Annotated in this window: 15 protein-coding genes; 4 read left to right on the top strand and 11 right to left on the bottom strand. The window is 40.2% G+C overall.

What is annotated here, in order from left to right:
• Positions 1-151 precede the first annotated feature (151 nt).
• The 8 genes from BTN98_RS09800 to gadC (BTN98_RS09765) form a co-directional block, all read right to left on the bottom strand.
• Positions 152-661 carry a glycine zipper 2TM domain-containing protein gene (locus BTN98_RS09800; RefSeq protein ID WP_060998800.1) on the bottom strand — a complete coding sequence of 170 codons (510 nt, stop codon included), beginning with the start codon at positions 659-661 and terminating at the stop codon, positions 152-154.
• Positions 662-782: 121 nt separating this feature from the next.
• On the bottom strand, positions 783-1397 hold the full coding sequence (locus BTN98_RS09795) for a trimeric intracellular cation channel family protein (protein WP_060998799.1): 615 nt from the start codon (positions 1395-1397) through the stop codon (positions 783-785).
• Between the two features lie 145 nt (positions 1398-1542).
• The gene (gene gad / locus BTN98_RS09790; RefSeq protein WP_060998803.1) at positions 1543-2943 is read right to left on the bottom strand and encodes a glutamate decarboxylase; all 1401 of its coding nucleotides are present in this window, start codon (positions 2941-2943) and stop codon (positions 1543-1545) included.
• A 13-nt stretch (positions 2944-2956) separates the two neighbouring features.
• Positions 2957-3901 carry a glutaminase A gene (glsA, locus tag BTN98_RS09785; protein WP_060998798.1) on the bottom strand — a complete coding sequence of 315 codons (945 nt, stop codon included), beginning with the start codon at positions 3899-3901 and terminating at the stop codon, positions 2957-2959.
• Positions 3902-3919: 18 nt separating this feature from the next.
• Positions 3920-5440, bottom strand: coding sequence for a glutamine/gamma-aminobutyrate antiporter GadC (gadC, locus tag BTN98_RS09780; RefSeq protein WP_082732180.1), 1521 nt, complete (start codon positions 5438-5440; stop codon positions 3920-3922).
• A 456-nt stretch (positions 5441-5896) separates the two neighbouring features.
• A complete protein-coding gene (gene gad / locus BTN98_RS09775; protein WP_060998797.1) occupies positions 5897-7297 on the bottom strand; it encodes a glutamate decarboxylase in 1401 nt (466 codons plus the stop codon).
• 15 nt (positions 7298-7312) lie between these two features.
• Positions 7313-8257 carry a glutaminase A gene (gene glsA / locus BTN98_RS09770; RefSeq protein ID WP_060998796.1) on the bottom strand — a complete coding sequence of 315 codons (945 nt, stop codon included), beginning with the start codon at positions 8255-8257 and terminating at the stop codon, positions 7313-7315.
• Between the two features lie 17 nt (positions 8258-8274).
• The gene (gadC, locus tag BTN98_RS09765) at positions 8275-9801 is read right to left on the bottom strand and encodes a glutamine/gamma-aminobutyrate antiporter GadC (protein ID WP_082732179.1); all 1527 of its coding nucleotides are present in this window, start codon (positions 9799-9801) and stop codon (positions 8275-8277) included.
• Positions 9802-10134: 333 nt separating this feature from the next.
• Here gadC (BTN98_RS09765) and BTN98_RS20615 point away from each other — a divergent pair, with 333 nt between their 5' ends.
• Positions 10135-10326 (top strand): hypothetical protein, encoded by a 192-nt coding sequence (locus BTN98_RS20615; RefSeq protein ID WP_240616115.1) that lies wholly within the window; start codon positions 10135-10137, stop codon positions 10324-10326.
• A 204-nt stretch (positions 10327-10530) separates the two neighbouring features.
• Here BTN98_RS20615 and dapD read toward each other — a convergent pair whose 3' ends face one another.
• Together dapD and BTN98_RS09750 are read right to left on the bottom strand one after the other, a co-directional pair.
• The gene (gene dapD / locus BTN98_RS09755; protein ID WP_060998794.1) at positions 10531-11562 is read right to left on the bottom strand and encodes a 2,3,4,5-tetrahydropyridine-2,6-dicarboxylate N-succinyltransferase; all 1032 of its coding nucleotides are present in this window, start codon (positions 11560-11562) and stop codon (positions 10531-10533) included.
• A gap of 334 nt (positions 11563-11896) precedes the next feature.
• On the bottom strand, positions 11897-12199 hold the full coding sequence (locus BTN98_RS09750; protein WP_060998793.1) for a YebG family protein: 303 nt from the start codon (positions 12197-12199) through the stop codon (positions 11897-11899).
• Between the two features lie 82 nt (positions 12200-12281).
• Here BTN98_RS09750 and BTN98_RS09745 point away from each other — a divergent pair, with 82 nt between their 5' ends.
• Positions 12282-12968: a DNA-3-methyladenine glycosylase I gene (locus BTN98_RS09745; protein WP_060998792.1), complete on the top strand. Its 687-nt coding sequence runs from the start codon at positions 12282-12284 to the stop codon at positions 12966-12968.
• Here BTN98_RS09745 and BTN98_RS09740 read toward each other — a convergent pair.
• A complete protein-coding gene (locus tag BTN98_RS09740) occupies positions 12965-13852 on the bottom strand; it encodes a LysR substrate-binding domain-containing protein (RefSeq protein WP_060998791.1) in 888 nt (295 codons plus the stop codon). The two genes, BTN98_RS09745 and BTN98_RS09740, sit on opposite strands and share 4 nt — an antisense overlap.
• A gap of 162 nt (positions 13853-14014) precedes the next feature.
• On the opposite strand from BTN98_RS09740, the gene BTN98_RS09735 reads away from it, so the two are divergent.
• A complete protein-coding gene (locus tag BTN98_RS09735; protein ID WP_060998790.1) occupies positions 14015-15007 on the top strand; it encodes a TDT family transporter in 993 nt (330 codons plus the stop codon).
• Positions 15008-15205: 198 nt separating this feature from the next.
• Positions 15206-18667 carry an exodeoxyribonuclease V subunit gamma gene (gene recC / locus BTN98_RS09730; protein WP_060998789.1) on the top strand — a complete coding sequence of 1154 codons (3462 nt, stop codon included), beginning with the start codon at positions 15206-15208 and terminating at the stop codon, positions 18665-18667.
• Positions 18668-18806: the final 139 nt, after the last annotated feature.

Raw genomic sequence — 18806 nt, 5'->3', positions numbered from 1 at the left:
ATACAGAAAAGCCCTAATCGAAAGATTAGGGCTTTTTTACGTTTGTATAAACGTAAATGATGCAGAATAGAGACAGTGGAGTAGTAGTTCAGTTGGTTAACTTTTTATTGGTAAGCTTAGCGGCCTGACACGCTGGGGGTCGCGCTGATGTTTAAATAGCAAGGTGACCATTTTTGACCGGTAAAGTATCACTTGTAGGCTCTTTTTCCATACGAATAGTATTCTGCTTATCACCAATTCTATACGTCACATCATAACCAACGATCTTATCGCTCTTAGTGTATTCATTATGGCAACGTTGCTCCATTGAGGTCGTGGTATTTTCAGCTTGGTATTTATCCTGAACGGCACGACCAGCAACGGCTCCTGCTACTGTAGCAAGTGTTTTACCTTTACCACCACCAATTTGATGTCCCAATACGCCACCAATAGCACCACCTAACCCAGTACCCACTAATTTATTTTCGTCTTTTACTGCTGCGTGATGAGTAACTGCCACTTGCTCGCAAACTTTATGCGGGATCGATACCGTTTTAGTGACAGCTTTGACAGAGAGAATATTAGCTTGATTGGGATTGCTTTTACCATTGTCATTACAACCTGTAAGGGTGCTTGATAAGGCAATAATGGTGCTAAGACTAATGATGAGACATTTATTCATTGGATACTCCTAATAATACATCGTTCAGTATGGTCTTTTGGGAGTAAAAAAATGACAGTAAAAGGTGAGTTTATTGTAAAAGTTATGTCAACGATGTAACTGCTAATTGCGATGTATGGAATTATTTTAATATCAGATAATGAGGAAAGGTTTTTTTCTTGATAACAATATACATGCGCAGAACAAAGATAAAAGCAATGCTTACTAATGCAGCAATTTCTGTATTAATATCACAGCGTGCCATTATTACATATAGTGAACAGCCAATAATTACTGGAGTTGCATAAAATTCAGTATTATTGAACATTGTTGGACGGCTGGCGATAATATCGCGCACAACACCACCAAAAATAGCGGTGATCATTCCCATTGTTATGGCAACATAAGCGGCATAGTCTTGAGTAATCATGTTTTTGGTGACTAATACTGAGAACATTGAGATACCAATAGCATCAAGAATGACAATTAAACGTTCCGCGCGAATTTTACGTAAGTAAGGCGCGAAGAAAAAGCCAAAGATAGACGCGAATAATGCCGTCCAAAAGTAAGATGGATCTTTGATCCAAAAAACTTGATTGGTTGATAAAATAACATCACGAACAGTACCACCACCAAGTGCCGTTACCCAGCCTAAGACTAAGACACTAACAATATCTTTGCCTCGATTGGTTTCGCTAATAACAGCGCTGAGAGCAAAGGCAATAATACAGATGATTTCAATCGTGTGAACAAACATCTAATGCGCCTATAGTGTGGTGATTGTTTCTATTATAATTATAAATATTAGCATGTTAGATATTAAATGGGAGAGTAAATAGTGAAGTTAGTGTTTTCAAAAATAGCAAAGGTCAGTATTAAACTAACCTTTGCTTTTATTGATATTAGCGACCGCTATGATCAAAGCTTTGTGCATCATCAGCTGTGCACTGTGCTGTTGGATGAGAGTTTAAAAAATCAAGCGAGCGTTTGAAATCAGCAATTAATAAGTTAGCAAGATCTGCTGTAAAACCTTGTTTAACTAAGATCCGCTGAATCACGATTTCATTACCCGTGGTGGGTAGTGAATATGCGGGTACTAACCAGCCTCGAGTTCGTAGACGATCGGCTAAATCATAGAGTGAGAACGGTAACTCAACTTCAGGCTTAATACGCCATGAAATTGCAGGGATCCCTGTTTCACGATTACCATCAAAGATAAATTCAAATAGCTCAAACTTATTCAATGCCTTAACTAAGTCTTCACAGACATCATAACAAGCACTGTGAATACGTTGATAACCTTCAAAACCTAAACGTAGGAAATTATAGTATTGAGATATAATTTGACCCGCAGGACGAGAGAAGTTCAACGCGAAAGTTGGCATATCGCCACCTAAGTAGTTAACGTGAAATACTAACCCTTCAGGTAGATCTTCTTTACTACGCCATACCACCCAGCCAACACCTAATGGCGATAAACCAAATTTGTGGCCAGAAGTACTGATTGATTTAACCCGTTCTAGGCGGAAGTCCCAAAGCTCAATATCAGGGGCACAGAACGGCGCTAGCATCGCACCACTTGCACCATCAACGTGAATATCAATCGAGTTACCAGTGTCATGTTCATAAGTATCTAATGCATCAGATAATGGTTTAACTGTTTCGTATAAACCAGTAAAGGTTTGGCCGAAAGTAGGCACAACCATAATAGTGTTATCATCAACCAGTTCTAACATGTCTTCTGGGGTCATAAAGTAATGACCGTTATCCATTTTAGTTTCGCGCATTTCAACGTCCCAGTAGCGGGCAAATTTTTCCCAACATACTTGAACCGGACCGCAGACCATATTGGGTTTATCTGTTGGTTGACCGAGTGCACGACGCTTTTCACGCCAGCGCCACAATGCAGCCAAACCACCCAGCATACAGGCTTCACTTGAACCTGTGGTTGAGGTACCAACGGTAGTGACTGAATCAGGTGCATTCCATAAATCCGCTAACATATGGACACAACGGCCTTCTATTTCAGCAGATTGAGGGTATTCATCTTTATCGATCATGTTCTTATCAATGGAAAGATCCATTAATTTATGAACTTCATCTTCTTCCCATGTTTGACAAAAAGTAGCAAGGTTTTGGCGGGCGTTACCATCAAGGTAAAGTTCGTCACGGATCATTTGATAAATAGCATTAGGTGCTTGTTCTTGCTGTGGTAGTTTAGTCGTTGCTGCAACGTTACGGGTTGCTTTTGAACCAAAGATTGGATCATTTTGAGATTGACGGTTTACTTCATGAAGAGCCATAATTTTCCCTGCCTTAATGTTGCTTACTGCTAAATAAGTTCCAAGCCATTGCTTGAGTAACATGTTTAATCATTTGTTGACTACGAACACTGTTGCCAAATGGGTCTAGTCGTGGTGAAAATGCAGCCAGTGCGCCAATGTTTGGAATAACCGTTAATAAACCACCGCCAACACCGCTTTTACCCGGTAGACCAACATCATAAGCCCAGTCACCAGAGGTGTCGTAAAGCCCTTCCATTGCCATCTCTGCAAGAATATGGGGAATGTTTTCGGCTTGAATCACTTGCTTGCCTGAGCATGGATTTTTACCGCCATTGGCAAGAGTTGCGCCTACAGTCGCCAGTTCTACTGCATTAAAGAGGGTCGAACATTGGCGAGTATAAACATCACAAGCTTCAAGGGGCTCTGAGTACATACGACCCGATGATTCTAATAACAATGCAATCGCACGATTATGAGTATTGGTGGATTGTTCAGACTGATTGACTTCGTTAGAGAGCGAAATTTCGCTGTTTGCTAGCAAAGATTGAAAGTTCAAAATCTGCTGCCAGCGTTGCTCTTTATCAGCCGCTTTAACTAAACTCACTGTTGCCATTGCACCGGCATTGACGAGTGGTGTAAGGGGTTTACCTTGGTGTAATTCAAGTGCCAAAACAGAATTAAATGGCATTCCTGTTGGCTCGGCACCGACTTTACTGTGCAGGGCATCGGCGCCTGATTGTTCAAGCACTAGTCCAAGCGTCATAATTTTTGAAATTGATTCAATGGCAAATTTATAATCGGCATCTTGTAATTGAATTATCTCACCTGTCACAGATACAAAGGCTAAGCCTGTTAATTCTGACGGTACGGAAGCTAAAAAAGGAATATAGGAGGCGTTTTCGCCGTCGCTATTGGTTTTTGCTTCATTCAGTGCTTGTTGCATAATGACAGCAAGCTTTTCATTAAGTGGTGACATTTGGCGCATCCTTAACTCTTATTGATTTAATGTATGAGTTACTTTGTCTGATGGATTGATAATACCTGGATGAGTGTCTTCAATTTCCCAAGTAAAGGGCGCAAAGTCAGTGACTGTTGGATCTTTCCAGTGCGGTTGACGGGCTTTGTAAATAAATAATGGAACAGCTACAAATATCACCGTTAGCACCACTAAAAAGCCAATATACTCTTCAGGGCTACCCACTGAAATTTGACTTGGTGGAATGAAAGAGAAGATGAATGCTAATAATGAGCCAGAAAAACCAACACCTGCGATGATCCACATGCCCATATCACCACCAGGGATTTTGTATGGACGAGGACGGTTAGGTTGGCTGTAACGTAAATGAATTGCTGCAGCAAACATCAATAAGTACATAATCAGATAAAGTACGACTGTTAACTGACTTAGAATTTGATAAGCAGCTTGAACCGAAGGTAATACTACAAATACAACGGAAATAATGGTTACTAAGAATGCTTGTGCCATCATGATATGGGTTGCCATACCATTTTTGTTGGTGTACTGCCAAAAGCGCGGTAAATAACCCCCTTTAGCTACAACAAGTAATGCTGATGAAGGACCTGCAACCCAACCAACAACCCCAGCAAGTACACCTAATGCTAGACATGCTGCCATAATTGGTGCAGCCCAACTAATACCTGCCCAAGCAAACATATCATTGTAAGCCACTAATAAACTTTGAGTTAAGCTGATGTCTTGTTGAGGAATAACAAAAGCAATAGCTAGTGTACCAAGTACGAATACACATACTGTACCAATAGCTGCAATCGCAATTGCAATCGGGTAGTTTCGCGGCGCGTCATCAACTTCTTTAACGTGAATAGCGTTCATTTCCATACCGGCATAAAACAAGAAGATACTTGCCGCTAAAACAACGTTATTAAAGTTAGAAAAATCAGGAATAATATTATCCCAAGATAGTTGCACTTGCGGTGGACGGCCAGAGAAGAACAGATAAGAGAAACCTAAAACGATTAATACGATACCAGGAATAACAGTACCAATTAAGCCGCCCCATTTAGCCACTTTAGAAAAGGCTGCGGTACCGCGTAAAGCGATGAAAGTTGCAAGCCAATAAATGGCTAATACTATTCCCAGTACGAAGAATTTATTTTGGGATAATGCTTGGTCCCACGATTGATGGGGACCCATAAATGCAAGAGACACAGAGCCAAAAGTCAATGCAGTCGGAAACCAAACCGTCACTTCAATCCATAGCATAAAAATGGCAACTAATGCTACTCGAGCACCAAAGGCTTCACCTACCCAGCGGAAGACACCGCCTTTTTCAGACCAACCAGTCGCAAGCTCAGCGGCGACTAATGATACAGGAACCAGAAACACCACGGCGGCAAAAATATAATAAAAAATGGAGCTCAATCCGTATTCTGCTTCTGCTGGAAGACCACGCAAACTCACTACTGCTACAATGTTTAACATTGCGAGAGCGAAAATGCTGATCCCTCCTTTTTTCGTTTTAATTGAAGAAGTCATTGTTAACCACCTTATATTTAGCGCATCTAATGCATTTAATTAGGTTTTCAATATGAGTTAAATATTTCATATTGAAATTACATGTTTGAAAAATCATCAAAAGAGTAGTCTGTAAATTAAGAGATATAATCATTGATATTTATATTTGTGGAATATTTATCAATAATTAAAGTAATCTTGATGATTGATAACTGTTATTGATAATACGTTTAGTAATATTTTTTTGTGGTCTAGTATTGAACGATAAACCTATGGTTTGTGTTTTTTTAGACCGTTTGTGGGGGGCTATGTGTTGTTTTGTTGCAGATAAACGGAAGGTTTTATTGAATGGTTAATTTATAATTGTTAAATTTGATTTATAAATTGATAGTGAAAGACGATTCTTTTATTTATTATTTTTAGTCAAATAAAAGGCTGGAAAAACCAACCTTTTATTTTAAATAGATGTGAAGCTAATTAGCGACCACTATGATCAAATGTTTTTACGTCTTTAGCAGTACATTGAGAGGCTGCATGTGAAGTAAGAAATTCAATAGAGCGTGTAAAGTCAGCAATTAATAGATTAGCAAGATCAATAGTTAGACCTTGTTTAACTAAAATACGTTGAACGATAATTTGTTGAGCGTTTGCTGGCAATGTATATGCGGGCACTAACCACCCACGGGTACGTAAACGATCAGCAAGATCGTAGAGTGAGAAAGGTACATTAGCATCGGCTTTTAAACGCCATGAAATTGCAGGGATCCCTTTTTCACGGTTACCATCAAAGATAAATTCAAATAGATTAAATTTATTAAGTTGTTTGACTAAATATTCACATACATCGTAACTTGCATTATGAATACGTTGATAACCTTCAAAACCTAAACGTAGGAAGTTGTAGTATTGCGCGATGATTTGACCCGCAGGACGAGAGAAGTTCAACGCGAAAGTTGGCATATCGCCACCTAAGTAGTTAACGTGGAATACTAACCCTTCAGGTAGATCTTCTTTGCTACGCCATACTACCCAGCCACAGCCTAATGGTGCTAAGCCAAATTTGTGGCCAGAAGTACTGATTGATTTAACCCGTTCTAGGCGGAAGTCCCAAAGCTCAATATCAGGCGCACAGAACGGCGCTAGCATCGCACCACTTGCACCATCAACGTGAATATCAATCGAGTTACCAGTATCATGTTCGTAGGTATCTAATGCATCAGATAATGGTTTAACTGTTTCGTATAAACCGGTAAAAGTTTGGCCGAAAGTAGGCACAACCATAATGGTATTTGCGTCAACAAGCTCTAACATGTCTTCAGGGGTCATGAAGTAATGACCGTCGTTCATTTTAGTTTCACGCATTTCAACGTCCCAGTAGCGGGCAAATTTTTCCCAACATACTTGAACTGGACCACAGACCATGTTTGGTTTATCTGTTGGTTGACCGAGAGCACGACGCTTTTCACGCCAGCGCCATAATGCAGCCAAACCACCTAACATACAGGCTTCACTTGAACCGGTGGTTGAAGTACCGACAGTAGTGACTGAGTCAGGTGAATTCCATAAATCCGCTAACATATGGACACAACGGCCTTCAATTTCAGCGGACTGAGGGTATTCATCTTTATCGATCATGTTCTTATCAATGGAAAGATCCATTAATTTATGAACTTCATCTTCTTCCCATGTTTGGCAAAATGTTGCTAAGTTTTGACGAGCATTACCATCAAGGTAAAGTTCATCACGGATCATTTGATAGATCACATTTGGTGCTTGTTCTTGCTGTGGTAGCTTGGTAGTTGCCGCAACGTTATTAATCGCTTCTGAACCAAAGATTGGATCATTTTCAGATTGACGGTTTACTTCATGAAGAGCCATAAGTTTCTCCCTACCTTAATGTTGTTTACTGCTAAATAAGTTCCAAGCCATTGCTTGAGTAACATGTTTAATCATTTGTTGACCACGAACACTGTTGCCAAATGGGTCTAGTCGTGGTGAAAATGCAGCCAGTGCGCCAATGTTTGGAATAACCGTTAATAAACCACCGCCAACACCACTTTTACCCGGTAGACCAACATCATAAGCCCAGTCACCAGAGGTGTCGTAAAGCCCTTCCATTGCCATCTCTGCAAGAATATGGGGAATGTTTTCGGCTTGAATCACTTGCTTGCCTGAGCATGGATTTTTACCGCCATTGGCAAGAGTTGCGCCTACAGTCGCCAGTTCTACTGCATTAAAGAGGGTCGAACATTGGCGAGTATAAACATCACAAGCTTCAAGGGGCTCTGAGTACATACGACCCGATGACTCTAATAGTAAGGCGATAGCACGGTTATGGGTATTGGTGGTTTGCTCAGACTGATTAACTTCATCAGAGAGCGCAATCGCACTGTTTGCTAGCAGGGATTGGAAGTTCAAAATCTGCTGCCAGCGTTGTTCTTTATCTGTCGCTTTAACTAAACTCACTGTTGCCATTGCACCCGCATTGACGAGGGGTGTTAATGGTTTACCTTGATGAAGCTCAATAGCAAGTACTGAGTTAAATGGCATTCCTGTAGGTTCTGCACCAACTTTACTGTGTAGCGCATCAGCGCCTGACTGCTCAAGCACTAATCCAAGCGTCATGATTTTTGAAATTGATTCAATGGCAAATTTATAATCAGCATCTTGTAATTGGATAATTTCACCAGTAACAGAAACAAAGGCTAGACCAGTCAGTTCTGATGGTACAGAAGCAAGAAACGGAATATATGAGGCATTTTCACCGCCCATATTGGTTTTTGCTTCATCCAGCGCTTGCTGCATAACAACAGCAAGCTTTTCATTTAATTGTGACATTAACGCATCCTTAACTCTTATTGATTTAACGTATGAGTTACTTTGTCTGATGGGTTGATTACACCTGGGTGAACGTTTTCGATTTCCCAAGTAAAAGGTGCAAAGTCAGTGACTGCTGGATCTTTCCAGTGAGGTTGACGGGCTTTGTAAATAAATAGCGGTACTGATACGAAAATCACTGTTAATACGACTAAGAAGCCAACGTATTCTTCAGGGCTACCCACGGCAATTTGGCTTGGTGGAATAAAAGAGAAGACGAACGCTAATAGTGAGCCAGAGAAACCGACACCAGCAATGATCCACATGCCCATATCACCGCCAGGGATTTTATATGGACGAGGACGATTAGGTTGGCTGTAACGTAAGTGAATCGCTGCAGCAAACATTAATAAGTACATGATTAGGTAAAGTACAACCGTTAATTGGCTTAGAATTTGATAAGCCGCTTGAACTGATGGTAATACCACAAATACAACGGAAATAATGGTCACTAAGAAAGCTTGTACCATCATGATATGCGTTGCCATACCGTGTTTATTGGTATATTGAAAAAAGCGAGGTAAATAACCGCCTTTAGCGACAACAAGCAATGCAGATGAAGGACCAGCAACCCAACCAACAACCCCAGCAAGTACACCAAGAGCTAAACATGCAGCCATAATTGGTGCAGCCCAACTGATGCCAGCCCAAGCAAACATATCATCATAAGCAACTAATAAACTTTGAGTTAAGTTGATATCTTTTTGAGGAATAACAAAAGCGATAGCCAATGTACCAAGTACAAATACACACACTGTACCAATAGCAGCAATAGCAATAGCAATCGGGTAGTTACGTGGCGCATCATCAACTTCTTTAACGTGAATAGCGTTCATTTCCATACCGGCATAGAACAAGAAGATACTTGCGGCTAAAACAACGTTATTAAAGTTAGAAAAGTCAGGGATCACATCGTGCCAAGATAGTTGCACTTGTGGTGGACGGCCAGAGAAGAATAGGTAAGAGAAACCTAAAACGATTAACACGATACCTGGAATAACGGTACCAATTAAGCCGCCCCATTTAGCCACTTTAGAAAAGGCTGCGGTACCACGTAAAGCGATGAAAGTTGCTAACCAATAAATGGCTAATACAATTCCCAGTACGAAGAATTTATTTTGGGATAATGCTTGGTCCCATGATTGATGGGGGCCCATAAATGCAAGTGAAACCGAGCCAAAAGTCAGTGCTGTTGGAAACCAAACCGTCACTTCAATCCATAACATGAAAATAGCAACTAATGCTAAACGAGGGCCAAAAGCTTCGCCGACCCAGCGGAAGACCCCACCTTTTTCAGACCAACCTGTAGCAAGTTCAGCGGCTACCAGTGATACTGGAACTAGAAATACGATAGCGGCAAAAATATAATAAAAAATGGAGCTCAATCCGTATTCTGCTTCTGCTGGAAGTCCCCGCAAACTCACGACCGCAACAATATTTAACATTGCGAGCGCGAAAATGCTAATTCCTTTTTTTTTCGCTTGAGTGTTATTTGTACTATTCATCGTTAACCAACTTAATCATGAAATAGGTTTAAAATTATTGCTTTTATATTGGTGGTTGAATAACAGAACAATTTGTACTGTTTTAGTAACTAAGTTATATAAAAATAGCACCAAGAGGTTGGTTATTATATTCATAAAAAACATTGCTTAAGTTGCATTTATGCTAGTTGTGGTGGGTGTTTTTTTATGCTTTTAATTTGAATGTTTAATCGTTTTGATAAGTATTTTTCATGAGTATCATCAAGAGATAGCGAGATCGGAGATTGAGAATATTATTACGTTGAAAATTATGTAAAAATGAAATTCAACAGATTGATTTTTAGGGAACAACCAGTGAAATTTTTTTTCCAGCGTAATGAAACGGATTCAGAGATAAGAATTGAATTAAAAACCGCATCGTTTTATTTGTTAGTGGCGATGATTGTTGGTTGGATGGCAATCAGTTTTATTTTGCAATCAAATGAAGCAGGCTCAGTATTTTTACCAATATTGATTGGCTTTATGATGTTACGTTTTTTGCTTTAGTGAAGGTGCAAAAAGAAGTATTAGTGGCTATGCGAGATAAGCGTTTAACCACTCAGGGTAGTAAATTCTCATTTAATAATCCCTTTATTTATATTATTAAGAAAAAAGCCCAACCGGAAACGGATGCATAATTAAAAACGGCCGTGATGTTAGTTGCTAAATAGCACCATCACGGCCGATTGTGGTTATTGAGTAGCGACAATATTAGTTATTGCTGTGTAGTTCGCTGTTTAGCTCAATTGCGGTTTTATTGGTTAAACACTCAATTTGTCCAGTCATTGAATTACGACGGAACAATAAATCAGCTTTACCAGCAAGATCGCGTGCTTTTGCTGTCTCAACGGCTTTACCATCCGCATCTAGCATTTGTACTTTAGAACCAGCAGTTACATATAAACCGGATTCGATAGTACAACGATCACCTAATGGGAACCCTAAACCAGCATTTGCGCCTAAGAGGCTGTTTTCGCCGATTGATACCACCACTTTACCGCCACCAGATAATGTACCCATGATAGAAGCACCACCGCCAATATCAGAACCATTGCCAACAACAACACCCGCTGAAATACGACCTTCAACCATGCTTACGCCTGTTGTGCCAGCATTAAAGTTAATGAAACCTTCATGCATAACCGTGGTGCCTTCACCAACATGCGCACCTAGACGAACACGTGAGGTGTCAGCAATACGCACCCCAGTTGGTACAACGTAATCTACCATTTTAGGGAACTTATCAACGCAATCAACGGTGATGGTTTCGCCATTAAGACGCGCATCCATTTGACGCTCAGCAAGTTCTGGTAAATCGATAGGACCTTGATTAGTCCATGCAATGTTGTGCAATAGACCAAAAATACCGTCAAGTACTAATCCGTGAGGTTTAACTAAACGGTGTGAAATAAGTTGTAGCTTTAAGAAGCCTTCAGCAACAGATACTGGTGAGATGTCAGTTTTTAGCATAACCATAACCAGCGGCTGTGAAGACAATGTCGCTTTGGCTGCAAATTGTGCACTTGTTTCATCGTTGGCATCTTCAAATGCTGATGCAATAGCCGCACACTGTTCAGGTGTTACCTCAATAGCTTGGTTACCACCACGGTAATCAACAATAGTGGCGATGTCTTTTACAAGTTGTTCTGATGGATGTAGCGTTGGGGTTGGAAAAAACGCTTCAATAATTTTTCCATCACGATTTTTAGTCGCAGTACCTAGGGCAAGTGCAAAGCTAGACATGATTACCTGTTCTCCATTCAAATAAATATGATGCGATAATTAAAATAATGACCTTACCAATAACATCAGACGAGTATTACGTCTTGAGCTAACAGGTGATTTACCGCCAATTAAAACCATCATAAAGACAGTTATAAAAATATAGAAGAGCTGAACCAATAATCAGCACAAAATGATGGTTTATTAACTAAAAATGGCGATTATAAACGATGTGAAGCGGCTTTATTTATTGATAATAGATAAGGAAGGATTGTTATATGATGGTGTTATAGAAAATAAAATAAAAAAAACCTCCATTAGGAGGCTTTCGACGACAAACTCAATAATATTAAAATTATGCAGCGTCTTGCTGCTGCTCATCGGCAACAACTTCAGGCTTTACAGCTTTTGCTTTTGGTGCAGGCTTGGCTTTTTTAGCGCCAAGAGCAACTAAGACTTGTTCACGCTTTTGCGCCAAGAACATTGATAGCTCTTCTTGCTTCGCTTCGTCTTCGAATAAATCACTTTCACTTAATAAAGCAAACATCTCATCTGCCATATCAAGCATTTTGTCATATGCATCGGCTTCGGATTTAGAGGTAAAAGTCATCTTTTCTTCCCCGTTGCGCTCTACTACATATTTGACGATAACAGCCATAGTCATCCTCTCCTAAAATTTATTTACTGGTCGCTTATACAGTAGTATGGTGAGTGAGTCTAGTGCTAAGCGTGTGAATGTGATGACTCGAGAAAAATTTAACCAGATCTATCATCGTGCTGTTGAAAGAAAGGGCGGTGAATCAAATTTAGAAAAATTACTCACAACCCCACTGAATAAAGAGCAATTGCGGTTAATTGCAGATCATCGGTGGTTAGCTGAATTTACTCAAAAAGTGTTTCAATGTGGTATTCGATGGCAAGTTGTGCGTAATAAATGGCCGGCATTTGAAACTGCATTTTTTGAGTTCGATATTGAAAAAATGGGCTTGATGCCAACTGAAATGTGGGAACGAAAAGCGCAAGATGCAACCATTATTCGTGACTTGAAAAAGGTGATGACGATCCCTGAGAATGCCAATATGATCCATCGTGCGGCATTGGAATACGGTTCATTTGCAGCAATGGTTGCAGATTGGCCTGAACAAGATATTGTAGGGTTGTGGTTATATCTTAAAAAGCATGGTTGCCGTTTAGGTGGCAAAACGGGTGCTTATAGTTTACGTGGGTTAGGTAAAGATACCTTTTTGTTTACACATGATGTTGAAGCGTATTTGCGTCATACCGATGTTATTGATGGCGGCCGTGATACGTTAAAATCATTGCGAGCAGCACAAAATGCATTTAATGATTGGCAGCAACAATCTGGCCGAGCGTTAACCCAGATCAGCCAAATTATTGCATTCAGTGTTGGAGATAACCGCGTTTAATCAAATTGCCATTGTTGGCAAAATTCCAAGAATAATTTTAGTAATGGACTTTGATATTTTTCTTGGTGATACAACAACCAATACTGGCGATTCATATCAAGTGGTAATGTTAGTATTGCGACTCGTTGCTCTTCAACAGCATGGGTGATTGCTCGTTGAGATATGCAAGTGATGCCTAAGTCAGCACTAACGCAATTAATGATCGCCTCAGTGGTATTTAATTCAAATGAGGTGGTCCATTTATCTAATCGTGGTGAGATTCGATTAAGAAAAAACTCACGCGTTCCTGATCCAATTTCTCTTAATACCCATTCTGAATTTTCGAGATCCGATAGCTGTAAATTTTTAATTTTGGTTAACGGGTGCTGCGGATGACAAGCGATCACCATTTGATCGCATAACCATGGTTGGACAACCAAATCTGAGTGCTGCACTTTGCCTTCAACTAAACCTATATCTAATTCAAACTCCATTAATTTATGGCAGATTTGAGCCGTATTTGAGATAAATAATGTTTGGTTTCGATGCAGGGATTCAAGTCGAAAATCACGTAATAAGAAAGGAGTAACTTGATTTCCGACAGTATCACTTGAGCCAACTTTTAATTTTCCTGTTAGGGGGCCTGCTTGATCAAATAAATTTTCAATTGCATTAGAGCGGGCTAAAAGCTCATCGGCTAAAGGCAGTAATCGTTTACCTTGTTCATTAATAATTAAACGATTGTTGTTGCGATCAAACAATTTATGATCAAGTTGCTTTTCTAATTCTGATAACGCCATGCTGACAGCTGGTTTTGAGAGAAATAATTTTTCGGCGGCGGCAGTGATTGTTTTTTCCTGTGCCACTGTAACAAAAACTTTAAGCTGTTTTAGTGCGATATTCATTATCACCTCATTAATAGCGCATGGTGAGTCATTACTCACCGTATGGTTAAGATAATATTAACATCCATTTAAATATATTCAATTATTATAAATAACAACTAAGCGGTATACTGCAACCAATAAGAATAATTCGCTATTGCTATCTAATGCGGAGAGAGAAATATGATTGCAACAACCAAAAGAAAACTTGCAGGCGCACCCACACCAATGGCTGGTTTAGCATTAGGTATTGGTAGTATTTTATGGTGCTGGGAGAATGGTGCCCAACTTCATGGTTATGGGCAAATAACAGGCGCAGTTATCGCTGCATTGATGCTATTCATTTTAATTGCTAAATTTTTAGTGCATCCAAAATTGTTATGGAATGATTTATCACATCACGTAGTCGGCAGTGTGGTACCCACATTTGCGATGGCACTCATGGTGGTTTCAAAAGCGGTTAGTGTTTATGCCTCTATTACTTTTGGCGTATATATCTGGCTATTTGCGGTTGGATTACATGTTATTTTCTTAAGTTTATTTTTATTCCACCGCGCGCGCGATTTTCATTTGCATCATATGGTTCCAAGTTGGTTTGTCCCGCCAATTGGTATCATTGTGGCTGATGTTTCATTTCCAGGTGTTGCTGCATTACATCCGCTGGCTTCTGTATTGTTGATGTTCGGTATGCTTGCTTATGCAGTAATGTTACCGATGATGATTTATCGGTTTATGTTCCGTGATGAAGTGCCTGATGCAGCTAAACCAACTATAGCGATCATGGCAGCTCCAGCAAGTTTATCATTAGCTGGTTATTTAACGGTTACAGCAACCCCATCACCGGTGATTGTGGCTATTTTAGGTGGTATCGCAGTATTAATGACGGCGATTATTTATTTAGCATTTTTCCGTTTATTACGTCTAGATTTTAGTCCAGGTTATGCGGCATTTACTTTCCCGATGGCAATTGGTGCAACGGCACTATTTAAAACTGCAGCGTGGATGAAAAGTTATGGTTTTGATAGCCATTATGTTGCTCAAGTTCATGGTTTAGCTACGATTGAATTATATGTTGCAACGATCATTATTGGTTATGTAGCGATTCGATATTTAGCTTTTTATCGTCCTGTGAGTCGATTATTTCAACGCAGTGAAGTCTGCCCACAAAACATTTGATAGCGATGGTGACATAATTTACGAGTGGATTGTGGCACTAATAAATGTTCCGTGTGTTGCCCAGCCAATTTGGTTGGGCTTTTTTGTGTCTGTCTATATATTGCGACGTTTAATTGATATTTTTAGGCTGTATTTATTTACAGTATCTCAGTGATGGTAGACAATTTAATCATCTATCTTTTGCTGTGGAATATCTGCGTGTTCACTGTCTATCATTCAAATCAACTTGATCTGCTGAAATCGTTACTCGTGGAGTTGATCCGCTTACAGCCATTAGCAAATCCATTTGAAAAAGAACAAATTCTGGTACAAAGCCCTGGTATGTCGCAATGGCTAAAAATGGAATTAGCGACCTCGTTTGGTGTGGCTGCAAATATTGATTTTCCATTACCTGCGACCTTTATTTGGAAAATGTTTACTCAAGTTTTGGCTGATGTGCCGGAGCGGAGTGCATTTAATAAAGAAGCGATGACGTGGAAATTAATGCAAGTGTTGCCACAGCAATTTGATCAACCAGAGTTTGAGCCGCTCAAACGCTATTTAGACAGCGACAATGACTCGCTTAAGTGTTATCAACTTTCCGAAAAAATTGCCGATATATTTGACCAATATTTAGTGTATCGCCCAGAGTGGATCCAACAGTGGGAAGCGGGTGAAACTGTTGCTGAATTGAATGATGAGCATCCATGGCAACCTATCTTATGGCAAGCCCTTTATGATCAAACATTAGCATTAGAACAATCACCATATCATCGTGCTAATTTGTATGATCACTTTATTGAAACCCTTAATAATTATTCTGGTAGTGAAGGCAAAGCGGCTTTGTTAGCTGCGGGGTTGCCACAACGATTGTTTGTGTTTGGTATTTCTTCATTACCACCACGTTATTTAGATGCACTCGCGGCAATTGGTGAACACATTGATGTCCATTTAATGTTTACTAACCCGTGTAAATATTATTGGGGTGATATTCGTGATCGTAAACATTTAGCACGGTTAGCGGCTCGTCAGCGGGTGCAATTACAACATATCACCACTGATGATGAGCTAAATGAGTTACTGTCAGTACTTAAAGATACCGATCAAACTAACTATGACGATGACATGCACAATGATGTGGTTGGCAATAGTTTATTAGCATCAATGGGTAAACTTGGTCGGGATAATATGTATTTGTTATCGGCGATGGAAGTCAATGAAGTCGATGCAGGTTTTGTTGATATTGAACCTGATACTTTATTGCATGCTATTCAAGCTGATATTTTAAACTTGCAAGATCGCCAAGATGACACTCAACTCGATTCAAGCCTACATAAATTCCCTATAGATGCCGATGATCATTCGATCACCATTCATGCCTGTCATAGCCCGATGCGTGAAGTAGAAGTGTTGCATGATAAATTATTGGCAATGTTTGCAACTAATTCGAACCTCAAACCGCGCGATATCATTGTGATGGTGGCTGACATCAATGCCTATAGCCCAGCCATTCAAGCGGTGTTTGGTAATGCGCCCGGTAATCGTTATATTCCATTTTCTATTTCCGATCGTACTGCTGAGCAAGAAAACCCGATTCTGTTGGCGTTTTTACGGTTACTGACTTTACCTGAAAGCCGTTGTCATGCTTCTGAACTATTAGAATTATTAGAAGTGCCAGCGGTGATGGAAAAGTTTGGTTTTGATAGTGCTAGCTTTGAAAAAATTAAAAAATGGATTGAAGAAGTTGGTATTCGGTGGGGGCTTGATCAACACACCTCAAGTCAGTTTGATTTGCCTGAGCAACTGCAAAATACGTGGTTATTTGGTATTCAACGCATGTTACTGGGTTATGCGATGCCACATGATACTGGTTTATTTGCTGGAATTTCAGCTTATGAGCAAGTTCAAGGCTTAGATGCTGAATTAGCTGGTCAATTAGCTGGGTTTATTGATAGTTTGATTGAATACCGCCGTGCATTAGCACAACCACAAACGGTCAATCAATGGGCCGAATTATTACATCAATTATTGGATGATTTCTTTGCAGTTGAATTAGAAGGCGAGCTGATTTTAAAATCAATTCGCGATAACCTGCAACGTTTACATCAGCAGTTACAAGATGCGGGTTATCAAGCTCAGATCACTCCTGCGGTATTAACCCAATATCTACAAGATAAACTCTCTGGTGAGCGCGTGAGCCAGCGATTTTTAGCCGGACAAGTGAATTTTTGTACTTTAATGCCCATGCGTTCGATTCCGTTTAATGTGGTGTGTTTACTGGGAATGAATGATGGTGCTTATCCGCGCAATATTGCGCCAGAAGGGTTTGATTTAATGAATGGTCGCACCAAGGCGGGCGATCGTTCGCGTCGTGATGATGACCGTTACTTATTTCTTGAAGCCTTGTTATCTGCGCAGCAAAGTTTGTATATCAGTTATGTCGGTCGATCTATTCAAGATAATGCTTCTAAAGTGCCATCAGTACTCGTCAGTGAATTGATTGAATACTGTCAGCAAGGTTATTGCTGCGACGGTGATCAATCATTAGCGGTCGATGTTTCAGCTGACAATATCAAACATCAGTTAGTTCAGCACCACTCACTGGTACCGTTTAGTCCTAGTGCATTTGTTGGTGACGATCCAAGTTTTGCGATTGAGTGGTTACCCGCGGCTAATCGTGAAGGGCAGGCAAGTGCACCGTTTCAGCTTGATGCATTAGCGGCAGAGCCAATGGCTGACGAACAAGCGTTAATTTTAGAATTAGCCGAATTACAACGTTTTTGGCGCTTACCGGTAAAATACTTTTTTAATCGTCGTTTAAAAGTCTATTTTGAGCCGCCGTTGGGGTTATTAGAAGATGATGAGCCGTTTGTGCTTAATGGTCTTGAAAGCTACCTAATTCGTGATCAATTACTGGAATTATTGTTAGATGCCAAGCTCAAAAATGCGGATCCTGATGTGATTTATCGTCAGTTTGAGGCTGAAAAACGTGCGGCTGGTACTTTACCCGTTGCCGCATTTGGCGATCTTGATTTAGCAGCGAGTCGACAAGCGGTGGCAAATTTAACTGATGTGCTTGAACCGTTAATTCATGCCCCTTTAGCCGATCAAGAAGTGGCAATTACTGTTATGGTTGCTGGGCATAAAGTGCTATTACAAGGTTGGCTCAAGAAACGTTATCAATCGGGGTTATTACGCTACCGAACCGGTAAAATTCGTCCACAAGATTTGTTAACGGCGTGGTTTGATCATCTTTGTTTAGCGGTATCAGCATCAGAAAAGGCACAAGTTACTCACGTTATCGGCACTGATAAGTATTTTCAATTACAGCCTATAGAGCCACAGCAAGCACTGGCGTATTTACAGCAATTGATTGAACTGTATTACCAAGGATTAAACCAACCATTAGCGTATTTCCCTAAAACAGCGATGGCAGCAATACAGGCGCATATAGGTCGTGATGGCAGTTGGAAAGATGATGCTGACACTGAGCAAAAAGCACTGATGAAGATGGCGGAATGTTTTAATGATGGCTACTTATTTAGCGGTGAAGGCAGTGATGAATATATCAATCGTGTATGGCCTAAATGGAATGATGATTTGGCACAAGAGGCTAATCAATTAACAGCGTTGGTGCTGCAAGCGGTGGTGGTAAACGCTAAAGAAATTAAGCCGGAATAACAGCTTAAAGCAGAAATGAAGTAGTGTGGCCGTCAGCAAATCATTGTTAGTTGTAGGGTGTTCGCTATACGGCCACAGGTCCAGAGGTGACCAAGTTTCTGGCGCTGATACTAACTAACCACCGTAGTACAAACCGTGA

This window comes from Photobacterium aquimaris (assembly GCF_002954455.1).
Classification (GTDB): domain Bacteria; phylum Pseudomonadota; class Gammaproteobacteria; order Enterobacterales; family Vibrionaceae; genus Photobacterium; species Photobacterium aquimaris.
This window is presented reverse-complemented; position numbering and strand designations above follow the sequence as displayed.